The 17,387-nt window shown below is 63.3% G+C and carries 5 protein-coding genes; all 5 read right to left on the reverse strand.

Annotation, left to right across the window (positions count from 1 at the left end; genetic code table 11):
- Nucleotides 1-84 precede the first annotated feature (84 nt).
- The 5 genes from QR290_RS15435 to QR290_RS15455 are packed head-to-tail and all read right to left on the reverse strand — an operon-like array spanning nucleotide 85 to nucleotide 17,185.
- Entirely contained in the window at nucleotides 85-2,181 is a 2,097-nt protein-coding gene (locus tag QR290_RS15435; protein ID WP_289202980.1) for an HlyD family efflux transporter periplasmic adaptor subunit, read from the reverse strand.
- Nucleotides 2,181-3,539, reverse strand: coding sequence for an efflux RND transporter periplasmic adaptor subunit (locus QR290_RS15440; protein ID WP_289202981.1), 1,359 nt, complete (start codon nucleotides 3,537-3,539; stop codon nucleotides 2,181-2,183). Before QR290_RS15440 ends, QR290_RS15435 begins: the two co-directional genes overlap by 1 nt.
- Complete coding sequence (locus QR290_RS15445) at nucleotides 3,536-4,294, reverse strand: efflux RND transporter periplasmic adaptor subunit (protein ID WP_115077953.1); 759 nt, start codon at nucleotides 4,292-4,294, stop codon at nucleotides 3,536-3,538. Before QR290_RS15445 ends, QR290_RS15440 begins: the two co-directional genes overlap by 4 nt.
- Nucleotides 4,275-5,810, reverse strand: coding sequence for a TolC family protein (locus QR290_RS15450; RefSeq protein WP_115077954.1), 1,536 nt, complete (start codon nucleotides 5,808-5,810; stop codon nucleotides 4,275-4,277). Before QR290_RS15450 ends, QR290_RS15445 begins: the two co-directional genes overlap by 20 nt.
- Before the next feature lie 29 nt (nucleotides 5,811-5,839).
- Nucleotides 5,840-17,185: a VCBS domain-containing protein gene (locus tag QR290_RS15455; RefSeq protein WP_289202982.1), complete on the reverse strand. Its 11,346-nt coding sequence runs from the start codon at nucleotides 17,183-17,185 to the stop codon at nucleotides 5,840-5,842.
- Between the last annotated feature and the right edge of the window lie 202 nt (nucleotides 17,186-17,387).

The following is a 17,387-nucleotide window of genomic DNA, read 5'->3' on the forward strand; positions in this document are numbered from 1 at the left end:
CGTCCTTGATCCGGTGTCTGTTCAATCTAGAACATCGCCAGCCTCGGGATGTTCAGAAGATGTGCGAAACCTGTCTCGAACAGATCAAAACCCGCTCTCGCGCATCAGCACCGCGAGCACATACGTGGCTCCGTCCCCGAGCAGGCTGCGGCGCTCGCCCTCGATTTTCAGATGGCCGCGGGTCTCGCGCAAGCTCGGCGTGGCCTGGTCCAGCTGGATCAGCACTTGAAACAGCGCCGCAGCAGGGGCCAATGAATGCTCCTGTGACGTGGTCTGCACCGGCCCGCCAAACTGCGACGAGAGCATGCGGTGGGACAGCTGACTGGCTCGGGTGCTGCCGATGGCCAGTACCCGGCCGTTGATCGGGGTGACCTGGCCGTCCGGGTAAAAGCGCACGGGATCGTCGACGCTCAGGCGGTGCACCTGATCCTGCGCGACATAGGCGTCGACCTGCCAGCTGCGGGGATCGATCAGGATGCCCAGCGGTTCTTGCCGGCCGATCCATTGGCCGGGTTTCCAGTCCGGATTGACGTCCAGCCAGACGCCGGCGAACGGCGTTTGCAGGTTGAGCCGGGCGATTTCCGAACGGGCCGCCCGGGCTTCTTCGAATTGCACGTTCAGGCGTTCGCGGGTGGCGGCGTCTTCGGCCAGTCCGCCGGGGTCGGCAATCAGCCCTGACAACCGCGCCTCGTAGCTGCGGGCGTTGGCTTCGCTGCTCTGCAGGCGCGTGGCAATGTCCGGTTCATCCAGCACGGCCAGCGTCTGGCCGGCTTCTACCGGGCCCGCCGGGTGAATCGATTGCAGCCGCGCCGGGTAGGGCGCGTACACCCGCAATTGATGCTCGGCGCGCGCCACGCCGACAGCGCCGATCTGCGTGCGCCAAGGAATAGCCAGCCCGACCAGCATCAAACCGAGTACGGCATAAAACACAACCTTGCGCAGGCGCGGGATCGCGGCGCGGCGGGTCCACCAATGGCCGAGTTCGCGCACCACCGGCAGGGCAATGAACCAGGACAGTTCGACCATGAACAGGATGATCCCCAGCAATTTGAAAAAGAACAGGTAGACCGCCAGGGCGATCCCCAGAAACAGCACCAGCCGATACAGCCAGGTGACGATGGCAAAGGTCACCAGCAACCGCCGCTGGCCGGTCGGGAAAGATTCCGGCCAGTCTTCCTTCAAACCAAGCAGATTGCGCCGCAGCGTGACCCGCGCCAATGCCGAGGAGCGCTCGTGCAGATTGGGAAAGTCCAGCAGGTCCGAGAGGATGAAATAGCCATCGAAACGCATGAACGGGCTGGCGTTCAGCGCCAGTGACAACAACCAGCTCGTGGTCGCCAGATACAACAAGGCATTGCGCAGGGCGCCCGGATCGCACAACGCCCAGCCCAGGGTCGAGAGCCCGGCCAGGGACAACTCCGTCACGATCCCCGCCGAAGCGATGGCCAGCCGCTGGCGCGATCGGCTCAGCTTCCAGCTCTCGCCGGTATCGGTGTAGAGCATCGGCCACATCACCACGAACGCAATGCCCATGTGCCCGACACGCAGGCCCAGCCGCGTGGCCACCAGCGCATGCCCCAGTTCATGCAGGGTTTTGGCGACGATCAGGGCCAGGGCAAAGCTGAACAGGCCTTCGGTGGAAAACGACTCCACGACCGCATGGGTAAAGATGTCCCACTGTTGCAGCACGAGCACGATGCCCAGCAGGCTCAACCCAAGCACCAGCAGGCCGGTGATCGGGTGAAACAGCCAGCCCAGCGCTCGCGCAAGCCGCTGTAACGGCACTTGCGGGCGCAGCAGCGGAATGCGGAAAAACAGGTAGTGGTGCAGCCACCAGTTCCAGCTCAGCCAGGTGCTTTCTTCGCTTTTCGCCTGCAAGCGTTCCAGCGCGGCAGGGCCGGCCCGCAACAACTGGTGCTGTTCAAGAAACTGACGAAAGTCCAGAACCTGCTCGACATCCGGCTTGAGCGCGGTGCGTTCGGCGATTTGCGCACAGATCTGTCGTGCCGATTGTCCCCAGCGCAGCAGGCATTCGAATTCCAGCCAGCCGATCCGGTAGAAGCGGTTGATGACGGTGTCCTGAATCACCCACGCCGGCTCGCCATCACTGCCATGGGCGGCTTCGCTCAAACGCAGATCCTCACGCAGCGGAGGCAGGGGCATGTCGGCGGGTTCGAGCATTACCAGCCACTCCACGCCCGCAGCGTCGCCAGCGGCCGGCGCAGCAGGTAATAACCGAGCATCACCCGGCCACCGTACAGTTTGGCGGTGCCATGCAAACCGAGGCGGGCATGTTCCGGGTTGCCGTCGATGCTGGCCAGCAAGCGATAGGCGACCACGCCTTCGTCACTTGGGCGTGCCTGATAGCTGGTTTCAAGGATCTTGCCCTTGAGCGGGGCCAGCGGGTAAGCCGTCAGGAACAACGTGACCTCTGCGCCTGGCTCGAGCGCAATTGCATCGGCCACGGCCAACTGGATCTGCATGGCCGGCTGCGCGGGGTCGGCCACTTGCAGGATGCGTTCACCGGTGACCACCGGTTTGCCGAGCCAGTCGTTGGGGTCGCTGAACACCGCGACCCCGGCACGGGGCGAAAGCACTACGGTGCGCTTGAGCTGGGCCTGTACGGCCGCCAGTTCCGCTCGACGCTGTTGCGCGCGGCCATTGAGCAAGGTGAGTTCGCCTTTGCTTTGCGGGTTGTCGAACGCCCGCTGACTGGCCGCCAACAATTCGGCCTCGGCCACTGCGACTTCCTTGCCGAGCACATCGGCGCGACTGCGCAGGGTGGTTTCGTCCAGTGAAAACAGCGGCGTGCCCGCTTCGACCGGCTGGTTGGGGCGTACCTGAATCTGCGCGATCACGCCATCAATCGGCGAGCTGATAATCTGTGCCTGACGCGAAACGATTTCCGTCGGCGCCAAAGCGGTCTGGCGCACCGGTATCAGCAGCAGGGCAGCCAGCACGATCAAGCCGAGCAACAGTTGCCGACGACTGAACCGCCAGCGGCCGAAACGCTTTTGCCGGGTCAGGGCGGACCAACAGTAAGCCCAGGTCTGTACCAAACCGCCGAGGTGCTGGCGCAGCACCACGGGCGGTTCCTGTTCGAGCAACAGCAGCAACAGGCCCAGACGCCGGGCGTCGTGGTCATGCAAGGGCACGCACCACACGCCGGTTGGCCACCATTCGCCCCAACCTTCGCTGATGTCGTCGGGTACGACGGCGGTGTCCTGCGTCACCCAGACCGGTTGGCCGTCCGGAACCTGAGAAGCCACCCAGCGACTGGCCCGTCGCAGCCAGACCAGATAGGGCGAATCTTCGCTGGGCCGCGACAGGCCGGATACGCTCAGCAGCTCCAGCGACGAATCGTGCCGGGCAAAAACCAAAGCCTGATGAAATGCCAGCAGCGGATACAGGTCGTTGGCCATGCTGAACGCCAGAGCGTTCAGCGAGTCGGCGGCCATCGCCTTGTCACGCAGGGCATCGAGTTCCAGCAACAGCTGCGGATGCGGGAGAGAATGCGGCAGCGGTTCATTCATGGTCATGGCAGAACATCTGGGCTCAGGCGAGCCGTGCCACTCATGCCGGCCATCAGGTCGGGGAATTTTTCATCGAGACGCGCTTCCAGTTCCACCGTCTGCGCCACCGCGTCAACCCGCGAGTTGATCGCACTGACATGGGCCGGGTAGGTCTTGCCGGTCTCATGAATGCTCACTTGCAACGGCAGGCCGGGCTTGAGGTTTTTCAGCAGATTGGAGGGCACGTTCAGGCGCACCTTCAAGGCACCATCGCTCACCAGATCGAACAATGGCGTGCCGGCCGTTACGGTCTGGTACGGCTTGACGTAAACCTTGGCGACACGTCCGGCAAACGGCGCCTGCACCTGGCAGTAGCCACTCTGGGCCACGCCCATGGCACGGGCACCGTCGGCCTTTTGCACTTCGGTATTGGCCATCGACACCTCGATGTCACCCACTGCGTTGAGCTGACGCAGTTGCTTTTTCGCCTCCAGGTTCTGTTTGGCCATGGCCAGCTCTGCGGCCGCGACTTTGCTGCGGGCTTCGGCTTCGTTGCAGTTGAAGCGTGCCAGCAGCTCGGATTTCGCCACGTGTTCGCCGAACCCGGTCTTGAGCTCACCCAGCGTCCCGTTCATCTGGCTGGACAGAGTGGTTTCCAGTTCGGCCGCCAGCAACACGCGAATCGCCGTGGCGCTTTCCACCGGTGCGTCCTCGGCCTGAGCGCCCAACGTGACCGCCAGCATCAACAACAACCATCGCGAATCAAGGGCGGGTCTGAACATTCGGCATTCCTTGCTGGGTGACGAGCAGGCGTTGCTGCTCCTGTTCGTTCAACGTGCGCTGGATTTCCCGGGCCAGGGTTTTCACGTCATGTTTTTCGATTTCTTCGGGCAACACGTCCAGGCCCACCGAGTTGTACAGCCGGCCCCAGGCGGCCTGGGCACTGGAAAATGCCGCTTCACGCTGATAACGCGAGAGCAGATAACGACCTTCGGCACGGATCACTTCCAGCTCCGAACCCAGTGCTCCGGTCCGGGCCGCTGTCGCGTAGTCGAGCAGGCTACGGTCGACCCGCAGACTGTCCTCGGTAAAGGCGACTTCCTGGCGCGCCAGTTGATAGCGCAACGTGCCGACACGCACTTGGGTGAGGATCGCCATGGACAGCGCCACACGCCGGGTGTCATCGGTTTCGCTCTGGGATTTCTCGGCGGCGTTGAGCGCCGGCAGTTGCAGCAGGCGCAGCAGGTTCATCGAGACCTGCAGGCCGGTGCCCATCCAGTCGTTGTTGTAGAGGTATTTGTTGGAGTCGTACTTGTAGCCGAAATCGACACTGACGTTCGGCCACAGCTGCGCCTTGGCGATGTCCAGGTCTTTCTGGTTGACCCGTTTGCGATACCACTCTTCCATGATTTCCGGGCGGTGCTCGAGGGACAGCTGTTCAAGCTGCGCCATGCTCTGGCGAACTTCCGGCAAGACTGGTTCGGCACCGTCGGCAAGGATCATTTTCGAACCCGGCGGCAGTGACATCAGCGCCGCCAGTTCGGCCTGGGCGAATTCCAGGTCCTGACGGCGCACGGTCAGCAGATAGATCGAGTCGAGCAGGGCGCGTTGATAGGCAAGGATTTCCTGGCGTGGCAACAGTCCGCGGTTCTCCGCTTCCCTGGCCGATGTCAGCGCGGTGTTGGTGCGCATCAGCAATTTGTCGACTTCGGGCATCAGCCGCTGCGCCCCGAGCGCCCGCCAATAGGCGTTGCGCACATCCTGCAGGACGTTCTGCGCGACTTTGCGCCGACGCTCTTCGGCCATCAGGATCTGATCGGATTTTTGCTGGGTCCGGTAATAGGCCACGCCGAAATCCAGCAGACTCCAGCTGAGACCCAGACCATACAGTTCGCGATAGCGCTCTTCGGAGGTCGATGAACGCAAGCTGACCTGACGATCCTCGATGCCGATCGAGGTCCCGCCGGAGTCGTTGTTACGCCCGGCGTACCCGGCCGAGGCCACCAGCCGGGGGAGCATTTCGTGGCTCGACACATCGCGCAGGTCCGACGCCAGCGCGCTTTCCATCAGTTTGAGGCGGTAGTCGAGGTTGTATTTCAGCGCCCGCGCCGCTGCGTCGTAAAAAGTGATGGGCGCGGTGACCGGTTCCTGCCCCGAATACATACGCGACTGATCGGCCAGAATGCGCTGGCGGTTTTCTTCGTCGGTGGAGGGCTTGGGCTCCAGGGACGAGCAGGCACTGAGCAACAGTGCGGAGGCGATGGCAGTACCGAGAAACCTGGTCGCGGTTTTAGGCATGTTCATTCCTTTGTGGTTTTCGCGTTCATTCATTCGGTCCGGCCGCCGTCACCGCCGCGCTGGGCGGGGTGCAGCCGCTGGGCGGCGTTACGCAACTGGGCGCTGAAACCTCTCGCCGGGCGCTGTTCCTGATGACGGTCTGTATTGGCCTGGCCCTGGGTCATTTGCGCCGGATCAATGGTGAACAACGACGGATCGCCGAGCAGCCCGTCGGCGCTGAGGCTGGTACGCCCCTGACGCCCGAGAATCCACGCCAGGTCCAGATCGCTTTCGACACGGCTGGCGCGCACGGCCTGAGACACGAACTGCCCAGGCACAAGACCGAGCCCGGCACCCTGGGACTCGCTGGAAAACTCGCCGACGCTGGCAATGCGCAGATTCGCGCCGCCTGCGCCCCAGGTCGAGACCTCGAGCACCTGCGCCTCGCGCTCGACCACCGGGGTGATGAAAATCGCCGGAGTGGGGTCGGGCAGTAACAAATTGCGCTGACGGCTGCTCGGATCGTTTTCGAAAAAGTTGCCTTGCGGCGCAGGGATGAACGGCGTGGCGATATCCAGGTTAATGGCCAGTTCGGCCTGGTCGCTGGCGCCCGCACGGTCATTGATGGTGTAGGTGAAAATGTCGCGCAATACCTGGCCCAGTCCGGCGGCGGCCAGTACCTGCGGGTTGTTCTGGTCGATGGTGTAGGTGTAGCTGCCATCGGCGTTGAGCACCAGAGTCCCGTACAGCCCGATGACCGGCTGGCCGATCACCCCGAAAGTCCCGCTACCGGACTCGGCACCGGTACGGATCGCGACCACTTGCAGCGCATCGTTGCCGTCCACGTCGCTGTCGTTGGGCAACACATTGCCGGTGACTTGCGGCGCCGGTGTCTGGTCGGTGGCGATGGCGCTGTCGTTCTGCGCCACCGGGGCGTCGTTGGCGCCCTGGATGACCACGGTGAGGCGGGCATCCGAGGTGGCCCCGGCGGTGTCGCGCATGCGATAGGTGAAAGTTTCGCTGAGGGTTTCACCGGCCGTGCGCAGGGATTGCACCAAGGGATTGCCGTTGTCGATCACGTAGGTGTAGCTGCCGTCGGCATTGAGGGTCAGTTGACCGTAAAGTCCGATCAACACCTGACCCGCCGTGGTCGATTGACCGCCGGCGTTGCTGACGCTCACCACTTGCCGGCTTTCGCCATTGGCCACGCTGTCGACGTCGGTGTCGTTATCCAGCACGTTGCCCGTGGCGTTGCTGCCGGGTGTGCCATTCGCGACGCCACCCGCTTCGACGGCGACTGCGCTGTCGTCTCGCGCCACGGGCGTGTCGTTGCTGCCTTCGATGGTAATGCGCAACTCGGCGAGGTCGGTCGCCCCGAACGCGTCGCGCAGGGTATAGCTGAAGACGTCGGTCAGGGTCTGGCCACTCAGGCGCAAGGCCTGGACTTCGGGCAGGTTGTTGTCGATTTCGTAATGCCAGGTGCCGTCGGCGTTCAGCGTCAGGTCGCCATAACGACCACGCAGTACCGAGCCCAACGTACCGGCGGTGCCGCTTTCGCTTAGACCACCGGTACGCAGCGCCGAGACGGTCAGGGTGTCGCCCTCAAGATCCGTGTCGTTGCTGATCACGTTGCCGCTCGGGTTGACGCCGGGCTGGCTGTTGTTCAGTCCGCCGGCCTCGACCGCCGTGGCGTTGTCGGTGTTGGCTACCGGCGCATCGTTGCGGCCACGGATGATGATGTGGATCTCCGCCAGATCGCTTTGCCCGCCATTGTCGGTAACGCGATAGGTGAAGCGCTCGTTGAGGAACTGCAGCGGGCCCAGCGCCTGAATGTCCGGATTGCTGGAGTCGATGATGTAGGTGTAGTTGCCGTCGGAGCCGATGATCAACTGGCCGTAGAGGCCGTTGATCAACGTGCCATTGGTGTTGTTCGTGCCCGGATTGACCGCATCCAGCGTACCGCCGGCCGCTTCCGTGCCGAAACGGATGCCGGTCACGGTCTTGCCGTCGCCGGCATCGACGTCGGTATCGTTGGGCAGAACGTTGCGGGTCGGGTTGACGCTGTTGCCTGCGCCATTGTCGGCCACGGCAACCGCGACATCGTTGGTCGCCACCGGCGCATCCCAGGCACCGTCGACACGGATGCTCAGTTGCGCGATGTCGGTGGCTCCGGCGGTGTCACGCATGCGGTAGGTGAAGGTTTCCACCAGTGAATCGCCGAACTTCAAGGCCTGCACGGCCGCGAGATTGTTGTTGACCACGTAGCTGTAGCTGCCATCGGCGTTGATCGTCAGCGTGCCATAGAGCCCGGCGATCGACTGGCCGGAACCCAGCGTCGTGAAGGTGCCGCCCGACGCTTCGCTACCGGTACGCACGCCGGTGACGGTTTTGCTGTCGCCGGCATCGACATCGGTGTCATTGGTCAGCACATTGCCCGTCGGGTTGATCCCCGGTGTGCCATTAAACGTGCCACCGGCCTCGACGGCGACGGCGGTATCGTTGACGGCCAGCGGGTTGTCATTGGCCCCGCGTAACGTGATGGTCAGCGTGGCCGTGCTAGTGGCGCCGGCCAGGTCGCGGATCTGGTAGGTGAAGACTTCCGTCAAGGTGTCGCCGTTGGTGCGCAACGCCTGCACCTGCGGGTTGTTGTTATCGACGATGTAGCTGTAACTGCCGTCGGCATTGAGTGTCAGGGTGCCGAAAGCGCCGACGAACGCCGCGCCGATCACGCCCGTCGAAGCACCCTGGCGAACGCCGATGACACTGAGGCGTTCACCGTTGGCATCCACGTCGGTGTCGTTGGTCAGCACATTGCCCGTGGGATTGACGCCTGCCGTGGCGTTGTTCTGGCCGCCGGCTTCAATGGCGGTGTTGCTGTCATTCTGTGCGACCGGCGTGTCGTTGCTGCCCTGTATGGTAATCGTCAGGGTTGCGGAATCCTGCGCTCCCAGGGCGTCGGCCACGCTGTAAGTGAATTTGTCCGCCAGGGTGTTGCCGGCTCGCAAGGCCTGAACGGCGGCCATGCTGTTGTCCAGTCGGTAGCTGTAACTGCCGTCGGCGTTGAGGGTCAGCCAGCCGTAAGTGCCGCGCAGTTCGGTGCCCAACGTACCGGCGGTGCCTGTCCCGGCCTCGGTGCCGGTGCGCACCGACGACACGGCGCGGGTCTCGCCGTAATCATGGGCGGGCAAATCGCCGGGGATTTCGCCGCCGTCGACATCGCTGTCGTTGGTCAGCACATTGCCGGTCGGGTCCAGTCCCGGCTGGTTGTTGTTCAAACCTCCGGCCTCGATCGCCGTGGCGCTGTCGTCGACTGCAACCGGGTTATCGTTCTGGCCGCGAATCAGCACGATGATTTCGGCGCTGTCGATTTCCGGCGTCGGCCCAACGCCGTCGCTGATTGTGAAGGTGAAACGCTCGAGCAATAGCTGACTGCCCAGGCGCAGCGCCTGGACATCCGGGTTGTTGTTGTCGAGCGCGTAGCTGTAGGTACCGTCGGGGCGGATGGTCAGCGTGCCGTACAGGCCGTTGATCACCGTACCGCCGGCCGTCACCGCCACTGGCGTTCCGGGATCGCCTTCGGCCCCGGCCTTGATGAAGGTCACGGTCAGCGGATCACCGTCCGGATCGAAAGCGTTGGCGGTGGCATCGCCGGTCGGATTGACGCCCGGTGTGCCGTTGTTCACGCCGCCACGCTCGGTCGCAACGGAAATCACGTTCTGCGCGACGGGCGGATCGTTGACCCCGCGCACGGTGATCACCAGTTGTGCGGTATCGGTCAGGCCGGCAGTGTCGACGATCCGGTAGGTGAAGAACTCGGTCAGTGTCTGGCCGGGCGCCAATGCCTGGACCGCCGCGTTGTTGCTGTCGACGTCGTAGAAGAACGAGCCATCGGCGCCGATGCGCAGCGTGCCATACAAGCCAACCACTACCGTTCCGTTGGCCGAAGTGGTGCCTGCCGAGACGCCGCTCAAGCTGTCGTTGAGCGGATCGTAGGTGGCTTCGCTCTTGTTGATGACGCCGTCGACTTTCAGTTGCTCGCTGGGACGGTCGACCTGATCGACGTCCTGATCCACGCCGTTGCCACCCGGTTGATCAATGCTGCCCGGACGGCTGGGGAACAGGATCACGTTGCCGCTCGGGTTGCTTTCCGTGGCATTGCCGTTGGTGGACGCGGCCTGCGCCTCGGCGGCATCGTCGCTGGCCACCGGGTTGTCGTTGGCACCCTGAATCGTGATGCGCAACTGCGCCACGTCATTCAGGCCGCCGGCATCGGTGACCCGATAGCTGAACACTTCGACCAGTTGTTGCCCGGCACTCAGGCGCTGCACCGTGGTGTTGTCGTTGTTGATGACGTAGCGGTAGGTGCCGTCCGGGTTGATGGTCAAAGTGCCGTAAAGCCCGGCGATGGAGGTGCCGACCGCCACCGGATTGAACGCGCCGGGTTGCGATTCGGCCACCGCACGAATGCCGGTGACGGTTTTGGTTTCGCCGTTGGCAAGGCTGTCGACGTCGGTGTCGTTGCCCAGCACATTGCCGGTGGCATCGCTGCCCGGCGTGCCATTGAGTACGCCGCCGGCCTCGACCGCCGTGCCTTGATCGTCGACGCCGACGGGGGTGTCGTTGGCACCCTGAATGGTCACGGTCAGCGTGGCGGTGGCCGTTGCGCCGGCCAGATCGGTGAGCACGTAATCGAAGCTGTCAGTCAGCGTCTGCCCGGCCAGGCGCAAGGCCTGGACCGCCGGGTTGTTGTTGTCGACGATGTACTGGTACGCACCATTGCTACCGACGATCAACCGCCCGTACTGCCCAGTAATCACCACCACGCCCTGCACGGGCGTCTGGATGCCGGTGCCGTTGCTCGGGCCGACCGAGGCCACGTGCAGCCGGTCGGCATTGGTGGCGATGTCGACATCGCTGTCGTTGGCCAGCAGATTGCCAGTCGGATCGACACCGATCGCCGCATTGTTGGTGCCCCCGGCTTCGACGGCCGTCGCACTGTCGTTGACCGCCACCGGGGTGTCGTTGACCGGGTCGAGGATGATTTGCAGGGTGTCGGTATCGGTCAGCGCATCGCCGGCAGTGCCGGGCAGGCCATCGCCGTCGGCATCGCCATAGTTGCCCTGATCGTTGCTGATCACGGTCAACGTGTCGGTGCCATTGAAGTTCGGGTTGCCCAGATAACGCAGGCTGGCCAGCGCGGTGTTGATATCCGCCAGGGTGCCGGTCAGGGTCAGGGTCGCGGTATTGGCACCGCCGACTGTGACGCCCGGCACCGTTGCGCCAAGAAACAGCGTGCCGTTGAGTACCTTGAGGGTGACGCTGACCGTGCGATCGTTGACGTTCGGATCGCGCTCGGCATCAATGTCCGCGACGCTGATGCCACCGATGTTGAGCACCACGTCTTCCTGACCGTGCTGGGTGCCGGGAAGGGTGTTGACCGGTGCATCGTTCTGCTCGACGTAACCGGCGTTGGCGGCCTGGGTATCGGCATCGCCCAGCGTGATGGTGATCTGGCCGAGCGTGCCGCCGTCGCTGTCGATCCGCACCCGCAGATCGCCCACCGGTTGCGGATAACTGACCAGCCCGGCGGGCACATCGATACGGAATACACCGAGTGGCAGCACGCCGAAGTGATACTGGCCGTTGCTGTCGGTGACGGTGGTGAATTGCAGGTTGTCGGCGGTGGTTTCCAGCAGACCGTCAGCACCGGCCCAGGTCAGGGTCACGGTTTGCCCGGCGAGCCCGGCGCCATCGGGCACGGCGCTGCCGGTGGCCGAAGCGGTGTCGTTCCACAAGGTGCCGGTGATGACGCCGAGCCCGGCATTGTCGCGCAGGATGTACTGGTTCGGACCGACGGTGCTGCCGGTGCGCTCGCCATCGATGGCGCCGTCAGTGCCGACGCTGTTGCCGCCCCAACTGGTGAAGTCCTCGGGCAGGCTGCTCCAGGTCAGCGTTGCGTTGCTGCTGGCGATGATCGACGCATTGGGCAGCGTGACCTGATACACGACCTTGACCTGCGCACCGACATCCAGCTGATCGAAATTGACGCTGATCCCGCCAGCAGCACTGAAGCTGACACCGGCCGGCAGATTGCCCGGGCCGTAGAGCACGCCATTGATGCTGACACTGACCAGGCTGTAGTTGCTGCCGCCGGCGAAACTGTCGCTGACCTGTGTGTCGAAGGCCGGCAAACCACCGTTCTGGGTAAAACTCAGCTGGATCGTGGCGGTGCCGGTGGTTCCGGACGGGTTGGGGTTGAAACCGGTGACCTGTTTGTCGAAGTTGCTGAAACTCGGCTCGACGATTTTTTCGAAGATCGTGTCGCTGTTGGCCCGGCCAATGCCGTTGACGATTTCATGGGCACTGGCACCCAGCAGCGCCCCGGCAGCGTTGCTGGCCTGGTTGGTGACGCGGACGTTGAACTCGATTACCACGCCTTCGAGGTCGTCGTCTGAACCACCGCCATTGACCACATTGCCGAGGTTGAAGGTGATTACCTGACTACCATCGGGATTGGTGACGATGGTCAGGCGACTCGGATCAAACACGCCGTTGGGGCCCAGGCCCAGCAGATCGGGGGTAATCGGCAAGGCCTGGGGGCTGTTTTCGTTGCCGCTGATGTTCAGCGTGCCGCCGACGATCAGATTGGCATCGGTGGTCAGGCCACCATCGGAAATGAAGCCGATGCGCAGGGCATTCACCAGCGCATCCGGGGAAATGAACTGCAAGCCGTTGGCCAGAGTGATCTGCACCTGGTAGTTGGGGTTGTTGCCTTCGGGGACTAGCACCACCACCCGATAGCGGATCACTTCGCCAATGGTCACGGGCTCTTGCGGGGCGGTGGTCGGTGACGGGGCAGGGCTGTCCGGCAGGCCGCCGACCCGTGAAATCTGGATCGCTTGCGCCACGGGGATGAGCAACGCCGAGCTGTTGCGGTAGTCATTGAGGGAGCCGCCGTTGATCGGCCCGTCGGCCCCGGTACGTTCGCCGCTTTGAGTGCCGTCCAGGCTGGTCCATTGCACCACTGCGACGTTGGGGATCGAGGACTGTGCCGCGGCCGTCGCGTTGACCACACCCGACAGGCTCAACACGATGCTGCCGCCCTTGGCGATGTCGATGTTGGCACCACTGGCGGTGCGCAACTGGCCGTTGACCAGTTCGAAATCGATGCCGCCGTTGTTGGTCGCACCGTTCAGGTAAAGAACACCGGTCAGGGTGATATTGCTCAGCTGGGTCGGCAGATTGTCGAAAAAACTGATGTCGAAGGCGCTGAAGTCGTTGCCGCCATTGCCGTTGCTCAGGGTGATGGTGAAAGTCACCGTGTCGCCCTGATCGTAGCCACCCAAACCCGAGGTCGACGTCAGATTCTGCGTGACGGTCAGTGTCGGTTCGCGCACGGTCACGGTTGGCTGCCCGCCACTCAGGGCGACGTTGCGGTCCACTGCGACATTGCCGTTGGGCGTGTCACCGTCAGGATCGCTGAACACCAGTTGCGCGTTGTTCTGCAGCGACTTGCTGGCCTGGTTGGCGATCACGTTATTGGCCACCAGTTGCAAGCGAATGACGAAGGTGTTGTTACCGGTCAGGTTGTCGGCGCTCGCGCCGGAAACACTGAACGTCCAGCGCGCGTCCACACCATCACCGCCCAGTGTGCCGCCCACCCCGGTGAAACTGCTGACCACGATGCTCCCGGCAAAATCGGCCCCCAGGGCGCCACTGCCGGCACGGGTGGTGATGATCTGATAGCCGAGGCCGCCATTGAAACTGGTGTCCAGGCGCATGCCCGGCGGAATCAGGTCTTCGATCCGCAAGGTTTGCGTGTTGCCTTCGGGCAGGGTGACGACGATGTCGTAGCGCATGCTTTCGCCGATCACCAGATCGCTGCCGGTGGTGTGCGAAGCGCTGGAATCGCCGTTGTCCAGCGTGCCGTCGGCGAAAACCTTGGTGATCACCGGTGCAGCGACTTGCTGGTTCGACAGATCAGTGAGGTCAACGGGGGTGAAGTCGGTGCCGCCGTCGACACTGGCGTAATTGCTCAAGGTGGCCGTGCTTTGCAGGCTGCGGCTGGCTTCGATGGTCGAGCTGACTACTACGTCATAGCTGATCACCACCAGATTGGCGCCGCTGTTATCGGCTGCCGTACCGCTGCGGCCGGCGAGCAGGGAGGCCTGACCACCCGCGTCGAGGAAGGTGATCTGGTTGCCGGAGACGCTGTAATCGACGCCGAGCACCAACGCCGTGCCGTCACCGCGATAGATCTGCAGATTGGCCGCCGCCAGGCTGCCGCCGACGAAACTCAGGCCGGAGGGCAGGGTGATGCTGGTTCTGACGTCGTAGGCGCCGCCGCCACCGCTGTTCTCGATGGCGGTAACCATGCGCAACCGGTCGCCGCCGTCGATGCCGGTGATGTTGCCGTCAACGGCCGCCAGATCGGTCACCCGCCCATTGAACGGAGAACCCGTGCTGCCCGGCGGGTTCCAACTGCCGGTGGTATTGCTGACGGTGCCGTTGGAGCCGGACACTACGCCATGCTTGATCGACAACACCGGTTCGGCCACCGAAACAATTGCCACCACATCGGAGGAAATCAGCGTGCGGTCGGTGAGGGTGGTTTGCTGGCTCGATTGCGCCAGAACGTCCAGCGAACGCTGGTCGGCGAACGGTTGGTCGCCCACGCGCACGGTAAAGCGCACGACAATACGGCTGCCGGTGGTGGTGGCGGTGACGAAGCTGCCAAAGTCGAAAGTCACCGAGTTGCCGACGCCACTGGTGACGGTCAGCACGCCGCCTGCATTGGTATTGCCGGGGCCGATCTGCCACTGGCCGGGGTCGCCGCCGGTTCCCCAGGTCACGCCGGAGACATCGAACAACGGCAGCGGCAGGTAGGCCGTGAGTTTGAACTGCTCGTAATCGCCAGTGACCAGGTCATAACTCAGCTCGAAGGTCACTTCATCGCCGGGCCGCAGCTCGCCGTTGCCCGGCGGTGTGCCGTTATTGACCTCGACCAGTTTGATGTCGACTGTGTTGGTCGGGATCACGCTGGTGGTGGTCGAACCGTCGGTTTCGCTTTGACCGGTCAGGTTGAAGATGTCCTGAAGAATCGTGCCATCCACCACGGCGCTGTTGCCCAGCTCATCGCCTTCGTTGATTTCGCTGTGCGGGTTGCCCGATGGCGGTTTGTAGCTCTGGCCGACGATTGCCGAGTAGCTGAGCACGGCCAGCACCGCACCTTGCAGCGTGTCATCGAAGGCCAGGTCGCCGTTCAGCCAGCCACGGATATTGGAAAACGCATTGCGCAGCGATTGGGCAATGTCGAAGACCATCGACGTGCTGCCGTCGGCGTTGGTGACCACGCTGGTCACCAGCGTAATGGTCTGGGCCACGCCATTGAGGGTGACGGTCAGCGTCGGTGTGCCGGTCAGGACCTGCCCGTCGCTGAGCTGGTCGCGAATCAGCAGTTGCCCCTGATTGAAGAAGTCCTTGCCGAACGCGAAGTAGTCGGAAATGGCCAGGTTCAAGGTGTATTTGAGGGTATCGCCGGGGCTGATACCGGTCTGGCCGATGTCCGTTTGCAGCGTCACCTGTTTGAGCAAGGTGATGGACTTGGCAACAAAATCGGTAGGCCGCCCGGTGCCGGAAAAGTCGATGGTCGTGTTGGGCGCGACCACGTCACGCGGATCCAGCGGCGCCCACTGGCCGGAGGCGGTAGGCGCACCGATGTTGATGGTCACGGCATCCCCGGTCACCGGGTTGATGATCGGCTGGCCACTGGCGTCGACCTCCGGTACATAGAACGCGACCTGGGTGTTGGTGGCGCCGGACAGGGTGTCGTATTCGACGGTGAAAGCGCTGATGAACACCGTGTCGGAGGCAATCAGCGTCGCGATTTGTGCCGGGTCGGTGACGACGGTGCCGTCATGCAGTGTGATCGACGTCAGCCGGCCACCTGCACCGGGGGTGATCGCGGTGACCTGGACGTTATCCGGCAATGGTTGGGTGACGACGACATGGGTCAGGGTCTGGCCAGGCGCCGGGGTGACCGTCACCGTCAAGGTACGGCCGTAGTTGGGGCCGGTGGCGGTTTCACCTTCGGGCGTGGTCAGCGTCTGGTCGAAGCGGATCACCGTTGGATGCACGACAAACGCGACAGTGCCGGCTTGAATCAGGGCCGGGTCGTTGGTCGGGTTGTCCAGCGCATCGTTGCCGAACTGGAAGCCGCCGCTGGCGCGGATCGTCAGGTCCGGCGTGCCGTTGGAGAACGCAGTGTCGGCCAGATTGCTCAGGCTGGCCGTGACCTGTACGGAAATCGTCGGCTGATCCTTGGAAACGCTGGCGAACGGCAGCTCGATCACCACCAGTTGATCGCCGGCCCTCATACCGAATGCAGAAGCGCTGATTCGCAGCAGATTGCCGCTGGCGTCCCTTGCCAACGGGTGCGTGGCAAAGCCACTGGCGTCGAAGACCACGACATGGGTGACCAGGTTCTGTCCCAGATAGCTGGCGGAAATGAAACTCGCGCCATCGTTGCCGTCCTTGCCGCTGGCGGGCATGAACAGGGTCAAAAACGGCGCGTAGCCTTCCTGGCCCGAGGTGTTGCTGAAATCCACATTGAAGGTGAACCGGTCGCCCAGCAACACATCGCTGCCAGTGGCCGGCAGCGTGACGGTCGGCGCCGCGTCGGCCAGCAGCCCGTCGAAACTCGCCATGGCGGCGCTGCTGATGGCAATTGCCTTGTCGATGTCGCCGACCCGGGTTTCCAGTGTCCAGTCACCGCCGGCCTTGCTGCTGCCGGTGTCATTGCTCGAAGCTGCGACATCCGCTCCGGTCCAGCGGGCCAGTTCGGTGACCAGGGTTTTACCGGCGCTGCCGGCACCGACATCGCAGCCGTAAAGCTGAATGTCGGCGCCTTGGGTCAGGTTGTTGCGCCACTGTTCGAGAGTCTGGCCGAGCTGATCGATGTTATCGGAAGTGACCGTGCGATTGCCCAGAGTGAACTGGCCGGCCGCACCGTGAGACATGACCTGAATCGAGTCGACCTTGCCGAGTTTTGCCAGTGCCGCCGAAATCGCGGCCAGACCGTCTTCGCCATTGTTCACCACAATCGCCGTGACATTGGCAGGCAGCTGCGCGAGCAGTTGCTCACGATTTTCGATGCGGCTGTCGAGTACCAGCAACGTGCGTGCAGCCGAAGGTGCCTGCTCTGTAGCGGGGCGACCTTCGACGGGGCTGGCGGGGTGGGGCGCTGCGGCATCGGCAGGGGCGGCGGGATCGGCATGATGCTGATCGGCGGCGGCAGAGGCGGCCGCGCCGTCAAACAGGATGCGCGGTTCCAGAGCCAGTGACTGGCGATGCGGGCGCAGGTGAGCCTTTGACGATTGAGAGATCGAATCTTGCATGTGAACGGCCCTCAAACTGCGTGGTAAATCACTCCGTTGAAACCAGCCCACTTCAGGACAGATTTAGCGTAGGAGTTTTTTGAAGGTTTGCCAGAACAGGAACCGCCGTTTAGAGGGACAAAGTGACAGACCAGGGCACGGCTTTTGGCCACCATGGCTGAGGGTCTGGAAGGGTTCTTCGATTTTTGAAAGGCAGGACCAG

Source organism: Pseudomonas fluorescens, assembly GCF_030344995.1.
GTDB lineage: Bacteria > Pseudomonadota > Gammaproteobacteria > Pseudomonadales > Pseudomonadaceae > Aquipseudomonas > Aquipseudomonas fluorescens_BF.